Source organism: Paenibacillus sp. FSL R7-0189, from assembly GCF_037969925.1.
Taxonomy (GTDB): Bacteria; Bacillota; Bacilli; order Paenibacillales; family Paenibacillaceae; genus Paenibacillus_AQ; species Paenibacillus_AQ odorifer.
On sequence record NZ_CP150223.1, the window covers coordinates 2338355 to 2359341 of the forward strand.

17 protein-coding genes are annotated in these 20987 nt (G+C 46.4%); all 17 read right to left on the reverse strand.

What is annotated here, in order from left to right; genetic code table 11:
- Nucleotides 1-2: 2 nt before the first annotated feature.
- Nucleotides 3-860 (reverse strand): dihydropteroate synthase, encoded by an 858-nt coding sequence (gene folP / locus MKY63_RS10055; RefSeq protein WP_339812672.1) that lies wholly within the window; start codon nucleotides 858-860, stop codon nucleotides 3-5.
- Complete coding sequence (gene pabC, locus MKY63_RS10060) at nucleotides 857-1738, reverse strand: aminodeoxychorismate lyase (RefSeq protein WP_339812675.1); 882 nt, start codon at nucleotides 1736-1738, stop codon at nucleotides 857-859. Before pabC ends, folP begins: the two co-directional genes overlap by 4 nt.
- A complete protein-coding gene (gene pabA, locus MKY63_RS10065; protein ID WP_036678733.1) occupies nucleotides 1735-2316 on the reverse strand; it encodes an aminodeoxychorismate/anthranilate synthase component II in 582 nt (193 codons plus the stop codon). The genes pabC and pabA overlap by 4 nt, the downstream gene beginning before the upstream one ends.
- The gene (locus MKY63_RS10070; RefSeq protein WP_339812679.1) at nucleotides 2313-3926 is read right to left on the reverse strand and encodes an anthranilate synthase component I family protein; all 1614 of its coding nucleotides are present in this window, start codon (nucleotides 3924-3926) and stop codon (nucleotides 2313-2315) included. Before MKY63_RS10070 ends, pabA begins: the two co-directional genes overlap by 4 nt.
- A gap of 422 nt (nucleotides 3927-4348) precedes the next feature.
- The gene (gene cysK / locus MKY63_RS10075) at nucleotides 4349-5287 is read right to left on the reverse strand and encodes a cysteine synthase A (protein WP_036678737.1); all 939 of its coding nucleotides are present in this window, start codon (nucleotides 5285-5287) and stop codon (nucleotides 4349-4351) included.
- A gap of 141 nt (nucleotides 5288-5428) precedes the next feature.
- Entirely contained in the window at nucleotides 5429-6373 is a 945-nt protein-coding gene (locus MKY63_RS10080; RefSeq protein WP_339812682.1) for a peptidylprolyl isomerase, read from the reverse strand.
- A gap of 9 nt (nucleotides 6374-6382) precedes the next feature.
- Nucleotides 6383-7267 carry an Hsp33 family molecular chaperone HslO gene (hslO, locus tag MKY63_RS10085; protein ID WP_036678742.1) on the reverse strand — a complete coding sequence of 295 codons (885 nt, stop codon included), beginning with the start codon at nucleotides 7265-7267 and terminating at the stop codon, nucleotides 6383-6385.
- 47 nt (nucleotides 7268-7314) lie between these two features.
- Nucleotides 7315-8082, reverse strand: coding sequence for a type III pantothenate kinase (locus MKY63_RS10090; RefSeq protein ID WP_036678745.1), 768 nt, complete (start codon nucleotides 8080-8082; stop codon nucleotides 7315-7317).
- On the reverse strand, nucleotides 8079-8954 hold the full coding sequence (gene nadC / locus MKY63_RS10095) for a carboxylating nicotinate-nucleotide diphosphorylase (RefSeq protein WP_248549703.1): 876 nt from the start codon (nucleotides 8952-8954) through the stop codon (nucleotides 8079-8081). The genes MKY63_RS10090 and nadC overlap by 4 nt, the downstream gene beginning before the upstream one ends.
- Nucleotides 8944-10560: an L-aspartate oxidase gene (nadB, locus tag MKY63_RS10100; RefSeq protein WP_076130078.1), complete on the reverse strand. Its 1617-nt coding sequence runs from the start codon at nucleotides 10558-10560 to the stop codon at nucleotides 8944-8946. The genes nadC and nadB overlap by 11 nt, the downstream gene beginning before the upstream one ends.
- A gap of 39 nt (nucleotides 10561-10599) precedes the next feature.
- Complete coding sequence (gene nadA / locus MKY63_RS10105) at nucleotides 10600-11538, reverse strand: quinolinate synthase NadA (RefSeq protein WP_036678753.1); 939 nt, start codon at nucleotides 11536-11538, stop codon at nucleotides 10600-10602.
- A gap of 259 nt (nucleotides 11539-11797) precedes the next feature.
- Complete coding sequence (gene ftsH / locus MKY63_RS10110; RefSeq protein WP_038568034.1) at nucleotides 11798-13852, reverse strand: ATP-dependent zinc metalloprotease FtsH; 2055 nt, start codon at nucleotides 13850-13852, stop codon at nucleotides 11798-11800.
- A gap of 109 nt (nucleotides 13853-13961) precedes the next feature.
- Entirely contained in the window at nucleotides 13962-14501 is a 540-nt protein-coding gene (hpt, locus tag MKY63_RS10115) for a hypoxanthine phosphoribosyltransferase (RefSeq protein WP_036678757.1), read from the reverse strand.
- A 46-nt stretch (nucleotides 14502-14547) separates the two neighbouring features.
- On the reverse strand, nucleotides 14548-15990 hold the full coding sequence (gene tilS / locus MKY63_RS10120) for a tRNA lysidine(34) synthetase TilS (RefSeq protein WP_339812686.1): 1443 nt from the start codon (nucleotides 15988-15990) through the stop codon (nucleotides 14548-14550).
- Between the two features lie 36 nt (nucleotides 15991-16026).
- On the reverse strand, nucleotides 16027-16971 hold the full coding sequence (locus tag MKY63_RS10125; protein ID WP_094902328.1) for a serine/threonine protein kinase: 945 nt from the start codon (nucleotides 16969-16971) through the stop codon (nucleotides 16027-16029).
- On the reverse strand, nucleotides 16955-17701 hold the full coding sequence (locus MKY63_RS10130) for a VWA domain-containing protein (protein ID WP_339812688.1): 747 nt from the start codon (nucleotides 17699-17701) through the stop codon (nucleotides 16955-16957). The genes MKY63_RS10125 and MKY63_RS10130 overlap by 17 nt, the downstream gene beginning before the upstream one ends.
- Nucleotides 17702-18238: 537 nt before the next feature.
- Complete coding sequence (gene spoIIE / locus MKY63_RS10135) at nucleotides 18239-20746, reverse strand: stage II sporulation protein E (protein WP_280753820.1); 2508 nt, start codon at nucleotides 20744-20746, stop codon at nucleotides 18239-18241.
- Nucleotides 20747-20987 lie beyond the last annotated feature (241 nt).

Below are 20987 nucleotides of genomic sequence, written 5' to 3' on the forward strand. Positions count from 1 at the left end.
AGCTATTCACGCACCACTGGAGGTGCAGCATACAACATCGCATCACACATCTTAACCGTTCGTTTAATCAGAGATACATCATGTACACGGATGATCTGGCAACCCTGAGCTATCCCAAAAGCTACTGTAGCTGCAGTGCCTTCCACAACATCATCAGACGGCAAATCAAGTACCGTACGGATGAATTTTTTGCGGGATGTCGCCAGTAACAACGGATAGCCTAACTCAGTCAACCCGTCTAAAAGCATCATTGCCTGCAGGTTTTCATTATAATCCTTAGCAAAGCCGATACCTGGATCCAATATGATATTGGCCGGCTTAACACCTGCGGCTAACGCAAGATCAATACTTTCCTTAAGGTCAGCCGACATATCCGCACTCAGATTCGTATAATTACGGTCCTGCCGGTTATGCATCAAAATAATAGGACAGTCAGCAGCAGCGGCCACTGCCGCCATTTCCGGATCAGCCTTACACCCCCATATATCATTAATGATATGGGCACCCGCAGCTATAGCTTGGCGGGCTACTTCAGCTTTATAGGTATCGATGGATAACGGAAGATGAGGTGCCGCCTTATGAATACTCTCGATCACAGGCAATACACGGGCTAACTCCTCTTCAAGTCCCACCGGTTGATGACCAGGACGAGTAGATTCACCGCCGATATCAATAATATCAGCACCCTCGGCAGCCATACGCAGCGCATGCTCAACGGCTTTGTCCGGATGATCCCAAAGTCCTCCATCTGAAAAAGAATCAGGGGTAACATTAAGGATGCCCATAATCAATGTTCGATTTCCTAACTCCAAGTCTGTATTTCCACAACGGTATGTCCGCTTAAAGAGGACTGGTCTCATTTCGCAATCGCCGTCCTATCTCTATATGATGAAATCAAGCCAGCAGTAATTGTTCCACACTGGCCAGGACCTATAGTAAATCTTGCATCTCCGTGCCACATCCCGGTAACAGGAACGATTTCTTGTACGGAATTGGTAAGAAACACTTCATCAGCAGCTTTCAACTGCTCCCAGTGATATGTTCCTTCTTCAACACTAAGGCCTGCACTAAGAGCCAGCTCCAGCACCATTTCCCGGGTAATTCCCGGAAGAATGCCTGTTGTGAGATCTGGGGTATAGAGCCTGTTGTTTTTTATAAAAAAGATGTTGCTGACAATGCCCTCCGCAATAAATTCTTCTGCCGTCAGCATTAGTCCTTCAGCACCATTTGCCGCAGAAGCATACCCTCTAAGCTCACGCTTAGCCAGAATGTTATTCATATAATGCAGCGACTTGAATCGCACCGTTCCCTCAGGAGTATTACGCCGCAAGGACAACAGCTGCAGCTCTTTGCCTTCACTGTAGAGTTTATCTGGTACTTTCGGCAGCGCTTTGATGTACAACAAATGATTGGGCTTTTGATAATCATCAGCAGGTAATCCGAGAATATCCTCACCGGCTGTTACGGTATAGCGTATATAAGCTTCTTTTAATTCATTTTTGTCCATAACGCGCTTAATCCAGTCAAGCAGATGTGCCGCTTCTGCCTCAAATGGAATGCCCAGTTCCTTGCACCCCTCTGCCATACGCTTCAAATGACGCTCCAGCAAAAAGGGAACTCCTCCATAGGTCCGAAAGGTTTCGAACAAGCCAATGCCGTACAAAAAGCCGTGATCCAAGGCAGAAACCACGGCTTCTCGGGCGTCAATGACACCATTGTTAAATCCTATATATTTCATGCCGTTTCTCCGGCTCTCCGTTTCAAGAAATTACGCAGCATCGTATGACCATGATCCGTAATAATAGATTCCGGGTGGAACTGCACACCTTCAATAGGGTATTCTTTATGGCGCAATGCCATAATCTCCCCTTCTTCAGTCTCAGCCGTAATCTCCAAGCAATCTGGGAGACTCTCCCGCTCTACAATCAGTGAATGATATCGGGTAGCTGTAAATGGAGACTCCAGACCTTCAAAAACTGAGGTCCCGTTATGGTAAATAGGCGATGTCTTCCCATGCATCAAACGCTCAGCACGGATGACATTGCCACCAAATGCTTGTCCAATCGCTTGATGTCCAAGGCATACGCCGAAGATCGGAATGATCCCCTTGAAATGATGCAACAATTCCAGACTAATTCCCGCTTCATTTGGCGTACATGGGCCTGGTGAAATTAGAATATGGTCAGGTGCCAGCTTTTCAATCTCTTCGATGGTAATTTCATCATTGCGGTGCACTTTAACCTCTTCCCCAAGCTCACCTAAATACTGTACGAGGTTATACGTAAAGGAATCATAATTATCGATGACCAAGATCACAGTGCTACTCCCCCTTCGGCTTCGCTGGTAGCTGGCAATTCCTGCTGCAGTTCACTACAGAGCACTGCCTTCACTACCGCTTTGGCTTTATTATGGCATTCACGGTATTCACGGTAGGGATCAGAATCGATCACTATGCCGGCACCTGTCTGAATATATCCGACCCCGTCTTTTACGGCCAGCGTTCTTATAATAATATTTAATTCCATATTGCCGTTATAGTCAATAAAACCCATCGATCCTGTATAGGGCCCACGTCGAACCGGCTCCAATTCTTCAATAATCTCCATTGTCCTTACCTTGGGAGCCCCTGTAATAGTCCCCCCGGGGAATAAAGCTGCGATAACCGCATACGCGTCTTTATCCGGCGAAATCTGGCCCTCTACCTGCGAAACGAGATGCATCACATGAGAGTAGCGCTCCACCGTCATCAGCTCCGGCACGCTGACGGAACCGTATGCAGCGACACGTCCGATGTCGTTGCGTTCCAGATCGACAAGCATGATATGCTCGGCGATCTCTTTTTCGCTCCCGCGAAGCTCCGCCTCCATGGCGGCATCCTCCGCGGGAGTGAGTCCCCGGCGCCGGGTGCCGGCGATTGGCCGGGCGCTCACTTTGTCCCCATGCAGCTTGACGAGCAGCTCTGGTGAGGCGCTGGACAGCGCGAAGCCGGGCGACCGCAGGAGCCCCATGTACGGGGACGGGTTGAGCTTGCGCAGCCACTCGTAAACATCCTCCGGCGAGGACTTCAGCTGCGCCTCCTGGCGCAGCGAGAGGTTCACTTGGAAGACATCGCCTTGGCGGATGTATTCCTGAACGTCCAGCACTGCCTGCTGAAACTTCTCAGGCGAGAAAGCCGAAGCCATGCCCGGCCACTCTCCTGATGAAACTGTTAGGGCCTCAATGCTGCCCACAGCCTCATCATCCAATTCTGCAGCTGAAGATATCAGCTGCCACTGCTCTACCATTTGTCCAGCCTGTTCTATACTGCCAAGATAAAGATTTTGCAGATCCTCCATCCCACAGTCTGCTGGAACTGGAACGTGAACAGCACAATACAGCACATGCTCTTCGTGATCATAAATCCATATCTCGTCAAACCTCATAAAAAGATAATCAGGAAAACCAGGATCATCTTGGGCAAGAGACGGCAATCGTTCCAAAGAACGAACCACATCATAACCAAGGAATCCAATACATCCACCAGTGAAAGGAGGAACATCTTCATCCTTTAACTTAGGCGACGTAAAATCCGACATCCATTGCTGCAGTAGCTCCAGCGGTTGTCCATGCAGTGTTGTTGCCTCAGGTATCCTCTCCTCGTCCACTGATGCTGATTCCAAAGATTCAATAGGAAAGCTAAATACTTCGGCATTATCCTCCTTGCCCTTCAATATCGAAACAGGATTCAAGCCCAAGTACGTATAACGTCCACCCTTACCACTTTCTAAAACTACAGAATACTGGGAAGCTAACTCCCAGGCCTTCTCCCAGGACGCGGGTAATTCGTTGGTGCACCGGGGTGATTTTATAATCAAGGGAAACATGCTCCAGTCTTCAGCAGCCCATTGTTCCCACTCGTTCCAGGTTGTTATGATTTCCAAAGCCATCCTCCTAAAAGTTTTGTATAGCATCATCTTACAGTTTAATCTTCGGGACAAAACTCGCTTCGTAAGCATATGCTTAGTTTTATGAAGCCATTACTTCGTAGAAATCACTTTGCAATAAAACTCGCTTCGTAAGCATTCACTTAGTTTTGTCCAGACTTTAATTATTTTAAATCATCAGTAGTATATTGCCTGTCAGTATACTGTACTTAAGGCATTATTGAAAAGCCCTCAGCGATAGGAAATTATTATGATTTTTTTGTTTTCTGCAAAAATCAGAGCTTTTTTCAACAATAATAAAATCACCACGTCTGGTCCTTCATATATGAACAGAACCAAATGCCTTTTAAATCAACGAAAAGAGTCTCCATCACCACCAAAAAAGTGGTATGAAGACTCTTATAGATTTACGTTATTGCAAACAATTACGCTTCGAAATTGTAAAGTGGTGTGCTCAGGTAACGTTCGCCGTTACTTGGGATAATGACTACTACTTTTTTGCCAGGGCCTAAATCTTTAGCTACTTTAAGAGCGGCAAATACAGCAGCACCTGAAGAAATACCAGACAAGACGCCTTCTTCTTTAGCTACACGACGTGCAGTTTCGAAAGCTTCATCATTCTCAACGTGGATGATTTCATCATAGATATCTTGGTTCAAAATCTCAGGGATGAAGTTAGCTCCGATACCCTGGATTTTGTGAGGACCTGGTTTGCCTCCAGCCAAGATTGGGGAAGCAGCAGGCTCTACAGCATAGATCTTAATATCAGGATATTGGCTTTTCAGCACTTCACCCGCACCAGTGATCGTTCCGCCTGTTCCGATACCTGCAATAAAAGCATCCAAAGGACCGCCGATGGATTCAATAGCGTCAATAATTTCAGGTCCAGTAGTCTCACGGTGAATCTTCACGTTCGCTTTATTCTTGAATTGCTCGGATGGGAAATAGCTTGGGTTTTCTTTCAGAATTTCGTCTGCTTTCTTAACCGCACCATTCATACCTTCCGATCCTGGGGTCAGCACCAATTCCGCTCCATATGCGCGAAGGAGATTACGGCGCTCCAAGCTCATTGTTTCCGGCATTACGATAACTGCTTTATAACCTTTAGCAGCAGCTACAAGTGCCAGGCCGATACCAGTGTTACCACTAGTAGCTTCTACAATCGTACCTCCCGGTTTCAGTAGACCTTCACGCTCAGCTTCTTCCACGATGCTGATTGCAATCCGGTCTTTTACGCTTGATCCCGGGTTCTGATATTCCAATTTCAAATAAATATCTGCGGAGCCTTCCTGTGCCAGACGATTCAAACGAACGAGCGGAGTACCTCCGATCAATTCTGTTACGTTGTTAACGACTTTAGCCATGAGCAAAAACCTCCTTAGAATGATAAATGCGATATAAGAACGTAAATTATGACTTTATGCTTCTGTGTATGGAGTTTAAATTGTTGACCACCGTCAGTTATTTCCGACTAAAACGGTAGGGTTTACGTTAATATCATATTATCAATCTTGCAGGCTGTTGTCAATATTTATTGATACCTCATATTTATTGCGTAAATCGCTTTCCACCTGCTGCAAGGGAGGGGCTTGCTCCAAAGCCAGCTCTTGACGTACAAGCGCCCGAATTTCTTTCTGATCCGGCATTTCTGGAGAGTGAATACTCTCCAAGCGGATAATGGCGAAGTCTTCCCCTGTCTCGATCGGACCGGCTATATCACCCACATCCAATCCAGCGGCAGTCTTTAACATTCCCTCTGGCCAAAAAGGGTCGTCTTCCTCTACTTTACCTAAGCTGCCTCCGTGCTGCCGACTCTCATCATCAATAGACACTTCCCTAGCCAAATCAGCGAAATCCTCACCCTGTTCCAAGCGATCCATTACCTGCTGGCCTTCCTCATAGGATGAGACCTTGATCATAGAAAGCTGCATTTCCTTTTTTGGAATGAAGCGCTCGGCATTTTGCTCTAAATAAGCATCTATATCGGCATCACTGATTGTAATGCCCACCGTGGCTATCGCTTGTAAGGACAGACGATAAGCTGTCTCTGCGAACACTTCCTGACGAGATAATCCGAGCTGAGATTGCATTTGAGCATAATATTGCGCTTCTGATTCATACCCAACTATAGTGCGTGCCAGTTCCTGGTTAACCTCATCGTCTGTCACGGTAATTCCTAATGCCTTAGCTTCCATGTTCACGACAATATGGTTAAGCATACTGATTAACACTTCTTCTCCATGCTTTTTTTTGAGCTCATCCATCCACTGCTGATCCGTTATCGGTTGTCCGCCTGCAGTCGCTACATCCGGTGATTCATTGTCTGTTGTATCTCCTTTAAGAAGGGCCATGGCGCGCAAACTCCAGAATAATAGACCCCCGAGCATTAAAGTTGCAACAGCTAGAATAATAACCGTATTGCGAAGTGCACGTTCCTGTCTCGTCATCATCCCAATACCCTACGAATTCGCTTGTTCTAAAATGACCTGTAAATCGTCCTTATTGAAAACATAAGCCTCATTGCAAAAATGGCATACGACTTCAGCCTGTTCATCTTCTGCAATTAATCTCTCCAGTTCATCCCGTCCTAAGCTAACCAATGTCTGCTCTACCCGCTCACGCGAACACTGACAAGCAAAGTTAATATCCAGTTCATCCATAACCACTGCATCCGGCAACAGGTAGCGCAGCATTTCTTCTGGCTCCAGCCCCTGATCGAGAAGCGCTGTTACAGAAGGCATCGCCCCTACAGCTTTTTCAATCTCTGTGATCTCCGCATCAGTCAGACCAGGAAGAAGCTGAACAATAAATCCTCCAGCCACAATTACTGACTCATCGGTATCTACCAGTACACCTAGGCCGACCGCAGCTGGAGTTTGCTCAGAAACCGCAAAATAATAGGTAAAATCATCGCCAAGCTCCCCGGAGATAATAGGAATACTACCTCTGTACGGCTCTTTCATACCTAAATCTTTTATAACATCAATGAACCCTTCAGTTCCCACCGCTCCAGCTACATCCAGCTTCCCCATGCTATTGCTCGGTAAATGAATGTGAGGATTATGCACATAACCACGCACTTCTCCCAATGCATTGGATTCTGCAACGATTTGTCCGATCGGTCCATTCCCTTTAACCATAATACTCAGCTTCTCACTACCCTTGAGCATAGCGCCCATCATGGCTGCAGCGGTAACTGTACGTCCCATTGCGGCTGTAGCCGTTGGATACGTATCGTGTCTGCGTCTCAGTTCTTCAACCAATTCAGTTGTGCGGACAGCAAACGCTCTCACTTTACCATTAAGAGCCGTGCCGCGGATTAGTCGATCCTTCTTTTTTTCCATTGGGTGCATAGCCCTCCTATCTCTTCGCCTTTTAGGCTTCTTTATCTTTATTGGTTACGATCGTAAATAATTCTTAATCCTTCTAGCGTTAACATAGGATTTACTTCATCGATACAGTCCGTTTCACCCGCAATTAGCGAGGCGAGGCCTCCGGTCGAAATAACCTTCAGTTCGGGAGCGTTCATCTCGACTTTAATTCGTTTAACAATGCCCTCAACCTGACCCGCATAGCCAAAAATAATCCCGGCCTGCATCGCGTGCACCGTATTACGTCCGATGACCTTTTTAGGCTTCTCCAATTCAATTCGCGGCAGCTTAGATGCCCGCTGGTATAATGCCTCTGTTGAAATGCCTAGGCCAGGGACAATCGCCCCACCAAGATAATTAGCACCTGCATCAATGCAATCAAAAGTCGTAGCCGTACCAAAATCAACAACGACAAGTGGACATTTGTATTGTTCAATCGCAGCAACTGCATTAACAATCCGGTCTGCGCCAATTTCACGCGGATTCTCATAACGTAAGTTAAGCCCCGTCTTAATCCCTGGTCCAACAATCAATGGGTCTTTGCCTATATATTTAATACACATATCCTCAATAGTCTTAACTAGTGGCGGAACAACCGAAGATATAATTACACCTTCAACGTCTTTGACAGATATACCTGACATGTGAAAAAGATTGTGTATCATTACTCCATATTCATCCACGGTCGATTGACGCGCAGTACTTAGCCGAAAATGATGCAGCAATTCGCGTTTTCTATATACACCGAGAACAATATTGGTATTACCGATATCGACAGCAAGCATCATGACAAAGGCCCTTCCTTCTTGGCATTAAGGTCTAGACTGATATCCAGACTGGAGAAGGAGTACGTAAGGCGCCCGACAGAAATCACATCCACACCCGTTTCAGCAATCCCGCGTAAGGTTTCTAACGATACATTGCCAGAAGCCTCTGTCTTAACATGCGGAGCTTTCGATTTAATCCTAGCCACGGCTTGCTTCATCATATCGTTAGACATGTTATCGAGCATTATAATATCAGCACCTGCTGCCAGCGCCTCTTCGACTTGCTCTAAATTCTCGGTCTCCACTTCGATGCTCATCGTATGCGGGATGTTCTTCCGGGCACGACCTACAGCCTGCCGAATACCACCCGCGCCTTTGATATGATTATCCTTGATCATAACTGCATCATATAAGCCAAAACGGTGATTATAGCCTCCACCAATACGAACAGCATATTTCTCTAGCATCCGGTGACCTGGTGTAGTCTTACGTGTGTCCACTAGACGAGTCGGTAATCCCTCCAGCACCTGCACGAAAGAAGCTGTACGTGATGCCACACCCGAAAGACGCTGCATCAAGTTAAGCGCAAGCCGCTCACCTGTTAGAATCGCATGTGTGCTGCCCTCAACCTCAATAATTACTGTCCCTTTGGTTACAGCTTGACCTTCCTCGACAAGGGCTGTAAAACTAAGTGCCGGATCCACAATTTCAAAGACCAGCTCTGCAATTGGAATGCCACAAATTATACCGTCTTCCTTGGCATGAATAATCCCTTTGGACTCATGGCCCACTGGAATCGTCATCTGCGTGGTTACATCTCCGGAACCAACATCTTCCCGCAACCAAGCCTTGATGGATTGTACTAGCTCTTCATTGTAACCATTAAACATCATCGCTTAATTCCTCCACTATTCCCAGTTCGCGAATTTGAAGCAGGTGCTTACGCCACTGATCATCATCCCGCTGCGGATAATCCTCACGGTAATGCGCCCCACGGCTCTCTTCCCGTGCCAGAGCAGACTCTGTCACAAGCAAACAGCAGGTCAGCATATTAGCAAATTCATATTCCTCACGTTTGGACAATGCTGATCCAAAGATTGGCAGCTGTCGTTTTAATTCATCTAGTCCTTTAAGTAACATCTCTTCGTTACGACGTAGTCCGGCATATCGAACCATTACCTTCTGTAGCTTCAAACGACGTTCCACAATAGCTTGAGTTGGCGAATCTACACGTCCCTCGTTACTGTTAACCGATAAAACATCACGGTCCAGCGGGGAAAGCTCATGAATCCGATCAATAATACGCTGTCCGAATACAATGGCTTCAGATAATGAATTACTAGCTAAACGGTTAGCGCCATGCAGGCCTGTGGAGGAAACCTCTCCGCAAGCAAACAGACGTGGGATGGTGCTCTCTCCATTCAGATCGGTCTTAATCCCCCCCATCATATAATGCGCAGCGGGAGCCACTGGAATCCAATCACTTGTAATATCCAGTCCATAGCCCATACATGTCTCATATATTGTGGGAAACCGATGCTTCACCATCTCTGGAGATTCATGTGTAATATCCAAATAAACGAACGTTGATTTAGTATGTTCCATTTCACTTACAATAGCTCGTGCTACAATATCCCGCGGAGCCAGCTCAAGCAGGTCATGATAACGTTCCATGAACCGTTCTCCATTAATATTGCGCAAGACTGCTCCTTCCCCACGCACAGCTTCGGAGATTAAAAATCTAGGAGCTCCCGGGTAACTAAGTGCTGTAGGATGAAATTGAATAAATTCCATATCTCGTATATGAGCCCCAGCGCGATAGGCGATTGCTACTCCATCTCCTGTAGCTACTTCTGGGTTGGTAGTGTATCGATATAATTGTCCTGCTCCACCAGAGCACAGAATGGTCGCATCCCCTTGCAGGAACAACCTTCCACCACCGGGCCGTTGCAATAATGCGCCTACACATTCTCCACCTTCAGTGATGAGATCGATAACATAATGATCATCCCAGACCTCAATATTCTCATGTTCGGCTACCTGTTCCGCCAATGCACGAACAATCTCATAACCTGTAGCATCCCCATTAGCATGTAAAATACGGCGATGGCTGTGCGCACCTTCCTGAGTCAAAGCCAGTACCCCATCTTCCTTATCAAACAGAGTTCCTAAGCGAATTAACTCATGAACGCCTTCCGGCCCTTCATTAACAAGTGCATCGACAGCTGTTGAGGAGCAAAGACCTGCTCCGGCCATTAAGGTATCCTGCCGGTGGTAAGCAGGGGAATCATCCTCAGCTATAACAGCTGCGATCCCCCCCTGTGCATAGCGAGTATTACTTTCCATTACTGATTTCTTTGTGATCATTATGACACGCCGATCTTCACTGGCTTTAATAGCTGTGAATAACCCGGCAATCCCTGAACCAATAACAATACAATCTGTCTTTACCGTAGGAATATCCCGAAGATCAAAATCAACCAAATATTGTGGAATCATGACCGCTTTTCACCTGTTTCAACGAAAGAGTAGCGCATGCTACCGGACTTGTAGCATGCGCTCTAGGGATGTTCTGGCTTTGTCGGCGACAGCAGGCGGTACATAGATTTGTGGCTTCATCGTCTCCAGGCATTTCACCAGTTTTTTTAGATTATTAACTTTCATATTAGGACAAACAAGAAATTTGGTAGCAAAATGGAATTCTTTATCTGGACTATCCTTACGAAGCTGATATCCGGTACCATCTTCCGTTCCAACGATAAATTGCTTACGATCCGATTTCCGGCAATACTCCAGAATTGATGTAGTGCTGCCTACATAGTCACCCATGGCGACTACTTCAGGACGACACTCTGGATGAACTACAAATTCCGCATCTGGATATTTTGCTCTCATTTCTACTACATCTTTGACGGTCAACATGTCGTGAGTGTTGCAATAGCCTTCCCAAATAATCAGCTTCTTGCCCGTCTGATCTTGTACATATTGACCAAGATTCTTATCTGGGACCCAAATAATCTCTTCGGCGTCAAGGGATTCGATTACTTTCACAGCATTAGCAGAGGTACAACAAATATCGGTTTCTGCTTTAATCTCGGCGGACGAGTTGATATAAGTGACTACTTTAGCATTTGGATGTTGAGCTTTTAGCTTACGCAAACCGTCTACATTGACCATATCTGCCATTGGACAGCCTGCACGTTCATCAGGAATAAGGACGGTTTTGTTCGGGGCTAGAATTTTTGCACTTTCCCCCATGAAATGAACACCGCAGAATACAATAACTTCTGCATCTGTCTCTGCAGCCTTCTGAGCGAGTAAAAAAGAGTCGCCCCGGAAATCGGCAACCTCCTGAATTTCATCACGTTGATAATAATGAGCTAAAATGATTGCGTTTCGTTCCTTTTTAAGCTGTTCAAGACGTATACGAAGTTCTCGATTCTGTTCCTGCTTGCGCTCAAGCGCCAGAGCTTCCACCGATTGTTCTCCCCCTTAAATCCTCGCGGCTTTTCGCCGACATGATGTTATCAAATGGCATGCGCCATCATGGTGAAAAAATGAACATGCTGATATAAATAGTAAGTAATATTAATCACTAATGTACACAACGTTCCAGCCCCTGTCAATGTAACTGGACAGGCTTTAAGGCATAGAATCCCTTAAAAATTAAAATAAAAAATCCGGAGAACAGTTACGTTCTCCGGATAAATTTACATCATATGAATGGTGGACCCAATTAGGTAAGGCTAGTGCCCCCACCTTTATTGTCATCGTCAGAACCGTCATTACCCTCAGAATCAGGGTTATTCGGGATATCCTTCGACAGGTCAGGAAGTGTGGACTGTTCATCCTCAGGCTTGCCTTGAATGCGAACTCGCACATCACCGATATTGTCGATGACAGGCTCGCCAACTTCATGGGCAACACCTTCGCCACCCTCTGGTTTACCATCCTCGGAAAGGAATCCTTGTTCAATCAGTTGTGTGATCTGATCAAGCTCAAGTGTTTCTTTCTCAAGTAATGTATTGGCAATCAAGTGCATTTCTTTGGAGTGTTTGATCAACAGATCTTTACAACGTTCGTAACTCGAAGTAATAAAGTTCTGCATTTCCTGATCAATCTCATAAGCAATGGAGTCACTGTAATTCTGTTCATGCCCAATATCACGACCCAAGAATACTTGACCTTGAGAAGATCCGAACTGCATAGGTCCAAGCTTATCGCTCATACCGTACTCCATAATCATGGCACGCACGATGCGCGTAGCCTGTTGGAAGTCACTGTATGCACCCGTACCGATCTCACCAATAAACAATTCTTCAGCAACACGTCCACCAAGTAATCCAGTAACCTTATCCAAAAGCTCCTGCTTGGTAACGATCATCCGATCTTCCTTCGGAAGCATAATAACATATCCGCCTGCACGTCCGCGTGGGATAATAGTAACTTTATGCACCATATCGGCGTGCTCAAGAAAGTAACCTGCAATAGTATGGCCTGCTTCATGATAAGCTACAATACGTTTCTCGCGGTCACTGATCACACGGCTGCGTTTCTCAGTACCTACGATAACACGGTCAATAGCTTCATCCACTTCAATCATGGAAATATCTTTACGGTTACGACGTGCAGCTAGCAAAGCTGCCTCATTCAGCAGATTCTCCAGATCAGCACCTGTGAATCCGGTTGTGCGTTTAGCAACAACATCCAGTCTTACATCTTTCGTAAGCGGTTTGTTACGAGCGTGAACCTTAAGTACAGCTTCACGGCCTTTCACATCAGGACGGTCAACCGTAATTTGACGGTCAAAACGTCCTGGACGAAGCAATGCCGGATCAAGTATATCAGCGCGGTTAGTCGCCGCTACAATAATAATGCCTTCGTTACCACCGAATCCATCCATCTCAACCAGCAATTGGTTAAGCGTCTGTTCACGCTCGTCATGTCCGCCACCAAGACCGGCGCCACGCTGACGACCCACAGCATCAATTTCATCAATGAAGATAATACATGGAGCATTCTTCTTAGCATTCTCGAACAAATCACGTACCCGAGAAGCACCGACACCCACGAACATTTCCACAAAGTCAGAACCGGAAATACTAAAGAAAGGAACGCCAGCTTCACCTGCTACCGCACGGGCAAGCAATGTTTTACCTGTTCCCGGAGGACCTACAAGCAATACGCCCTTAGGAATACGTGCGCCGACAGCTGCAAATTTGCGTGGATCTTTTAGGAACTCAACGACTTCGACAAGCTCTTGCTTCTCTTCGTCCGCCCCTGCAACATCCTCAAAGCTGATTTTCTTCTTCTCCTCATTATATAACCGAGCCTTGCTCTTGCCGAAATTCATGACTTTACCGCCGCCACCTTGCGCCTGGTTAAACAGGAAGAAGAACAAGATGAACATAATTACCAGTGGGATAATTGAAGAAAGGAATGTCAGCCAAATGCTGGTACCTTCCATTTTCTTCTGAGTTAATTCAATCCCATTAACATCACTGGCTTGAATCAGTTCATTGATAGCGGCATCTGTAGGAGGAATATATGTGGAGAAGCTTTTCGATTTAGTATCGGCAGGCAGCTCTCTATACTCGCCTGTGACCAGAAAGGCATTACCCTCAAACTGAACCGTCAAATCCTTCACATTGTTGTTCTTGATCTCCTGCCGTAACTCGTCGTATCTAGGGAAATCGGCGGCTTCATTTCCATTGCTCACAAACTGGACAATACCCACCACGACTAAAAATAAAATCAAATAAAAACCAGAATTCCGGATGAACCGATTCATCCCCTACCTCCTCTCACAACACTCAAGTTATTGTACCATAGCCTCTTGGGACACCTCAAATAAAGGAAGTTGTGGGTATCCGATCCGTATGATCGAGGCAGTCCTTAGTTCAATTGGAATAAATCTCAGGTTTCAGTACTCCAACATATGGGAGGTTCCGATACCGCTCGGCATAATCCAATCCGTAGCCTACAACAAATTCGTCAGGTAACACGAAGCCTGTGTAGCTGGCTTCAAGATTAACAGTGCGGCCTGATGGTTTATCAAACAAGGTAACCACAGAGATAGTAGCAGCATTCCGGTTGCGGAGCAACTCAATTAAATAGCTGAGTGTAAGACCACTGTCAATAATATCTTCAACGATCAAGATATCGCGGCCTTCTACCGATACATCCAAATCCTTAATAATTTTGACTACTCCAGAGGACTTGGTGGATGCTCCATAGCTGGACACTGCCATGAAATCCATCTCAACAGGTACTGTAATGGCTTTAACCAAATCTGCCATAAATATAAACGCACCTTTTAGTACACAAATTACTAAAGGGGTACGACCTGCGTATTCTTCGCTCAGTGTTCGACCGAGTTCCTTAATTTTCTGCTGAAGTTCCTCTTCGGTGATCAATACTTCTTGAATATCGTTTTGCAACTTGCGAAACCTCCTAAGTTATACTATGAAAGACTTACTTCGACCATTACGTTTCTTCGCGGTCATCCAGCTCTGCCAGAGACAATAGAAGTACGGAGGTCGTGTGCCGCCCTACTGCGGCATGCATCGAGCGTCTTACGCCCGGAATCCAGACGATATTGCCCAAACCATCACAAACGAGGGGAATCAATGACCGTTCGGAAGCAGGTATTTTATCATCAATATAAATATCTTTTACCTTTTTGCTTCCGTTTAATCCCATGATCCTTATGGTATCTCCAGGCAATCGGGATCGTATCGTCAGTGGAAAGACCAGTTCATCACAGTCAAACCAAGCCGACATCTTCCCATAATCCTCCCCCTGTACAAAAAAGTTTTCTCTCTCCAGTACCGCCATCGACATCACCTTACCTATTTCCTCCAATTTAAGCTCAGAGTCCGGTAAAAACAGACGATATGTATAGCTTGCCTGTGGCGTCGTGGGCTTGGACGAGAACAAGATACTATCATATTGCCGCACACAAGTCAGGCCTCCACCCAAATCCAAGCTCCAGGTGGTGGGATAGCTCTGCAGCGTTCCCCGACGTACAGTTTCGATCTTGGGGAAATCAAGGGCAGATAAATCCGCCGACAGATAATTTAATATTAGTTTAATCAAACGCCGTTGTAAAGCGGAGGGTATGGCAGCAAATGAAGCTCTGTTAAAGGTGTATTTCCCATCCCCTTCCGAAACTAGCTCTTCAAAGCATTTTGCCGCAGACGTCTCCATATACTCATCTTCAGCTCCCGCAATTTCCGCAAGCTGTACGAGGGATTGCCTCACTCTGCCATTATACTTTTCCAGAAAAGGAAGAACTTCCAAACGAATGGCGTTCCGCTTGTATTTCGTCAGCAGATTGGTGGCATCCTCAGCATAAGTGAAACCTTCATTTTGGCATAACCCTAAAAGTGCTGTTTTGTTAATACGTAGGAATGGGCGAATGAGTTCCACCTTTTTTTCTGTTCTTCTCCACTTGATACCCGACAGTCCAGATAAGCCACTTCCGCGTAATAGACGCATAACTACAGTTTCGGCCTGATCATCAGCATGATGAGCCAGAGCAACAGAACGCGCCCCATATCGGTGTGCCGTATCAATCAGAAATTCGTACCGCTTCTCACGTGCAGTACCCTCAGGACCAAGTCCACTCTCTTTAGCCAAGGAGGGAATATCGAATTCCGCAAACTCAAAGGGCAGTCCCAGTTCTTCAGCCATACCACGTACGAGCTCTGCCTCTTCCTTCGACTCCGGCCTAAATCCATGATTCACATGAGCACATATTAAGGTAAGCGGAATAAATTTTAAAGATATTTCATGTAAAACATGCAAAAGAGCCACAGAATCCGGGCCGCCGGAAACTGCGACTACAATGGTGTCATGGGGCGCCCACAGCTCATGCTCGGCTGCTGACTCCAATACAGACTCCACCAGTCCATTCATTTGCTCCATATGCGCCCCCCTCTCTCTCCAACTATATGTATGAGTTCAAAAACGGAATACCCAATAAATCGTAAAGGCGAGCAAAAACAAAGACAATGCGAATGCATTTTTTAACCACCGGGGGGTGTCCATACTATCCGGGCGCTTTCTGCGCGAGTTATAAATATGGTTTCGCCAGACCTCAGTAGCATCCGCAGAGCCTGAGAACCCCCCTTTTAACGCCATACAAATCCAGGAGGATAGTTTCTTATTGGGTAAATTTCTAGCCAGCTTAAATAATTCGTCCACACTTCTCGTCTGCGGCAGCTGTAAGGCTGCCTTTTTGAGCCCTTCTTCATTGAGCAAACGAAGACACAGCACAGCAAATGCGAAAAGATCGTAACCCTCATCGCTGATTCGACTGCCCGCATTCCAGAAACCACGATCATGCCATTCGGTAAACTGCTTCACACTACGACCAATAGGGCTTGTGCCCCCAAAGTCGATCAGTTCCACTTCACCGTATTTCGATACCATGACGTTCTCGGGCTTCAAATCACCGAACACAAATCCACATTCATGCAGTGTGCGCAGCTTTTCAAGCAGACCAAGACCTACCAGGCCTAACCAATCGGGACCGTTTTTCGATAAAAAATGATGCAGCGGTTTGCCTTCAACATACCTCATCACATAGAAGGGGATATTATCCCCATTCGCAAAATCATCCGCTTCCAAAAAATAAGAAGACAATGGATTCTCACGACGAGCCCGATGTTCATTCCGCTTTCGTCGCGATTGCAGCGAGGTCAGTACATTGATCTCCGATTGAAGTTCAAGTGTATCGTATCCGATTTTTAGCGCGTACCTTTCCCGTCTGCCTTCTCTTTGCACAAGATATACGGTTCCGTTCGCGCCCCTTCCCAGCATCCGCTCAACGACATAACGGTTACCCCGCCATTTGCCGTTAATTAAGGTACCAGTAGGATAGGACGGATTAGACGACATACCCACCAATCATCCCTTCTCTTTCGTCGTGGTCATCGCTTAGTCGACGTCCACGATGTTCATCCAGTGTATCATAACGATAATGTTCAAGCACCTTGAAAATAGCTGGGCCAGTCGGTGTTGCACCTCTCATGTGTAATTTAGAGAATAGCGTACGAATACCTGACATGTCATGCGTCCAATCTAGATCAAGCTTGGCATCTTCACTGCTGTTATTTCCGGGAAAATGAAACACAGCGATCTCACTCTTGCCTTCCCGTGCTTCTAAACTGAGTGCCAAATCGCGGATTGCATCTTCCACAGCACCCAGTTTAGGCTTCATACTGGCACTGGCATCGATAAGAAGTGCAATGCGCAGCGGCGTTGTTTCTGTCAGTTCATCTACAACTGTAACAACCTGTGAACGTTGAACAGGAGGCAGCTGATCCAGTGAGCCGTCGCCTAGTATCTTTTTTACCTCTTTATTAACCGCCTGCTGGATCGTCTGAACCACGGTCTTGCGTGTCATCATCTGAATCGTCTGCGCCAGTTGTGGTGTTCCGACTATTCGGCTAAGGCCTCCCCCGGCCTTGGCAATGTCGGCAATCTCCCGGCTGCCGATTTCACCGATCGTACCATAATCAACTACACCGACCACATTTACGGTGATTCCCTCCTGCAGGGCATGCGCCGCTGCCAACAATGGACTTTCTCCTACATTCGAACAACCGTCAGTAATGAGCATAATTTGCTTCATAACCCTCAACTCCCCCTTTGTTTGAACCTCTGTTTCTAGCATATCCAGAAATGAGAGATTTCAAACGGTCGATGTTAAGTGGGGGCATTTCGATCAAAATAGAGGGGGTTAGTGAATAGGGGAACTGCGAGAAATGTTTGGGCTTTCGATCGCTGTTGTCCTCAGATTCCTTGATTAGAACCGCCTCTCGCGGTTGGAATCCGAGGACAAAGGCGAACGCTCCGCTTCTACAGCTCCAAACTTTCTCTCCGTTCAATACCTTCACTAGTAAACAGTTTAGATCTACAGATTCCGTCCCAAGTCAGCCGACCATTGAAACGAGAATAGTAGAGGCCGGCGAGTTACACATCACGGACTCGCCTCGACTGCCTCCAGTAGCACGACGTCTTACGCGTGCTACAAACTCACAAGCAATACGACGCTTCGCGCGTGCCACCCAAGCAGCACGATATCTTGCACGTGCCTTAAACTATACAAGCAACACAACGCTTCGCGCGTGCCCAACATTAAAACCTACTAAACCTAAACCTAAAATAACTAACTTACCGTACGCGGGCGCTCCATACGGCCGATGCCCGGCATATGCAGGCTGGACCATTCCGGATGAAAATGATCAAGACGGCTGACGACAATAGTCATGTCATCAAGGATCTCATTGCCCTGATAACGGATCACTTTCTCCAACAGGCTGTCCGCTAAATCCTGAGGATCATCACCCTCAAGCTCTTGGATCATCCGTTTCATCCATATCTCCTTATTAACGGCATATCCAGGCGCATCATAAATACCATCGGTCATCATAATTAAAATATCGCCGGGGCGAAGCTGCATACTGATTAAATCCACATCAATATCTTTAATGATTCCTATCGGCAGATTGCTAGAGGTTATTGGAATGACCTCACTCCCCCTCCGGATGAAGCTTGGTGCTGAAGCAATCTTCATAAACGTTGTCTGCGCAGAATATTGATCGATTAAAGCCATGTCGACAGTAGCATAGAATTCATCAGGGGAGCGTAATAAAAGAATTGAGTTGACCGACTTTACAGCCAGCTTCTCATCCATTCCGGACTGCAGCAGCTTTTCTAACATGCCGAGTGCGGCACTGCTCTCCATCCTTGCCCGTTCACCATTCCCCATTCCATCACTGATGGAAACTGCAAAGGTGCCATTTCCAAGCTCTACGGTGCTGAAGCTATCGCCAGATAGCATATCTCCACCTTTAGAAACAACTGCCACACCCGTGTTTACCTCAAAGGCTTTGGCTGAACCAAAGGTAACCATCGAGAGTCCTTCCCGGGGATGAACCGCCGTCTCACTCATGACAGCAATATTCTCATCCAGAATGTCGGAGAGGAGTGGGGCAATCATTTTACGGCATTCATCAAAACCGCGATTATAAGCGTGCACTACTTCTATTTCTACGCGTCCTGGGTCCAGACTTAAAATTTCAATGCCATGAATAGACAATCCCAATTTCTCAAGAGCCTCGCGGATTTGTGCTTCCTGCCGATACATGGCCTGTCCCTCACGCTTAATTTCCTTGGCCAAGTCTTCCATAACCTGTGACACGCCTGACAACTGCTCGGCAACAAATTGGCGACTATCGTATATTTGTCTTTTCCACCGCATATCATGTTGGTAGAGATCATATTGTCCCTTCATGACCTCAAGCACTTCACCGGTTTTGCCACAAATACGGCTCCATTCCGGTGGCAGCTGAGCAGCCGTAATATCAGGGCATTCCTCAACAGTTGTCATCATATCTGTCATGTATCTATATGTCTGATAGAATTTTGCATCCCAGCAGTGGGTACGGCGAATGCAGCCAGCGCAGGCTCCTTCTGTGACCGTATTCATGAAATCTTCCATTTCACGATCCGATTTGCCCACTTCTCCCGCACGTGGAATCTGTCCAAAGCTACTGGAGAGCTGTTGGAATACCTGTGAGAATTGAGTGACCCGTTCTGCAGTCAGATCCCTGACCCTGCGGGCATATTCATGTTGAGATCGGCTATGATCTGACGTGCCCGGTACATATTTTGCAATCGCCGATATCATCGCCTTAGGCGTTATTAGAAACAGCACTATTGCTGCGCAGGTCTCCCATGTTGAGGCCATCATATCACCCGGACCCGTAAAATAGACGGAAAGGATCGTTGATCCTAGCAGCATGCCAATAGATACCGCACCCTTTCGCCCACCCTGCATCATTCCCGCTAGCATTCCGGAGAAAGCAAGCAGACTCATCTGATAGATAGCACTGATATCGGCCAGGCTGAGGATCAACCCCGTCACCACCCCAACAGCTGCACCGAGGGGAGCGCCCCCCGCCATGGCAAAGAGCAGAATTAAATAACGAGACAATATATGCTCTAATGACAAACCATTAAGGGTCCAGCCCACAAGGCCTGTCATTACGGAGGCTAACAGAATAATAAGGCATAAAACCTCCTCGTTCCTCAGCGATCTGCTCTTTTGTTTGTAAGTTAGTAGAGGAAGTGCCTGAATGAACACAAGGGTAAGAACAAACCCAAGTAAAGCATCCAGAGTTGTCATCATAAAGGGGTACCAGGAAAGAGACGGTCCGAGAACAATCTTGAACAGGCCAACCATAAACGAGGATACGAATACCATAAGGGGTGCATAAGACAAATCTATTCGTTCGAAACTTTCAAGCCCTCTATAAACAAGAAAAAAGATAATCAGTTCAGCCGTAGTAACCAAGGCACCCGGAAACGGAGTGAAGAGACTGCCAGCTATAATAGCACCTGCTACAGGTAACATAGAGTCTCGACGCATAAACACAATGACGGCAAAATATGCGACAGCAAAAGGGGACAGCTCGTCCAGAATCATAGCTCTACCTAGCAGAAACCCCATAAAGCTTAACAGAAGCATCCACTTCTTCGCTGTAATAAGCTGAATATAACGCTGCTTCTGACCCCAAGCTATAATACGCGTGCCTAAGGCTTGTCTCTGCTTCTTATCTTCGCTTCCCACTCTTGTCCACTCTGGCAAATTCACCACATTGCTTTTACTCATTTCCCTACACCACCCGTTTAAGAATTTATGGTTCTCATTATATAGCGGGTCATTTGAGAAAGTTTGTCAGAAATGGAGGGACAGTCATAAGAAATTTCCGACAAAAAAGCCTTTGTTCATTATTCCTAAAAAAATAGATCGATCCCTTGCGGCGCAGTAGGTTGCTTCTCCTTAAGCTTGTTTCCAGTGCAGTTTTAGGCGCAAGCCTGGCGGTCATTCGCCAGCGATTGCCCTAGAGTTA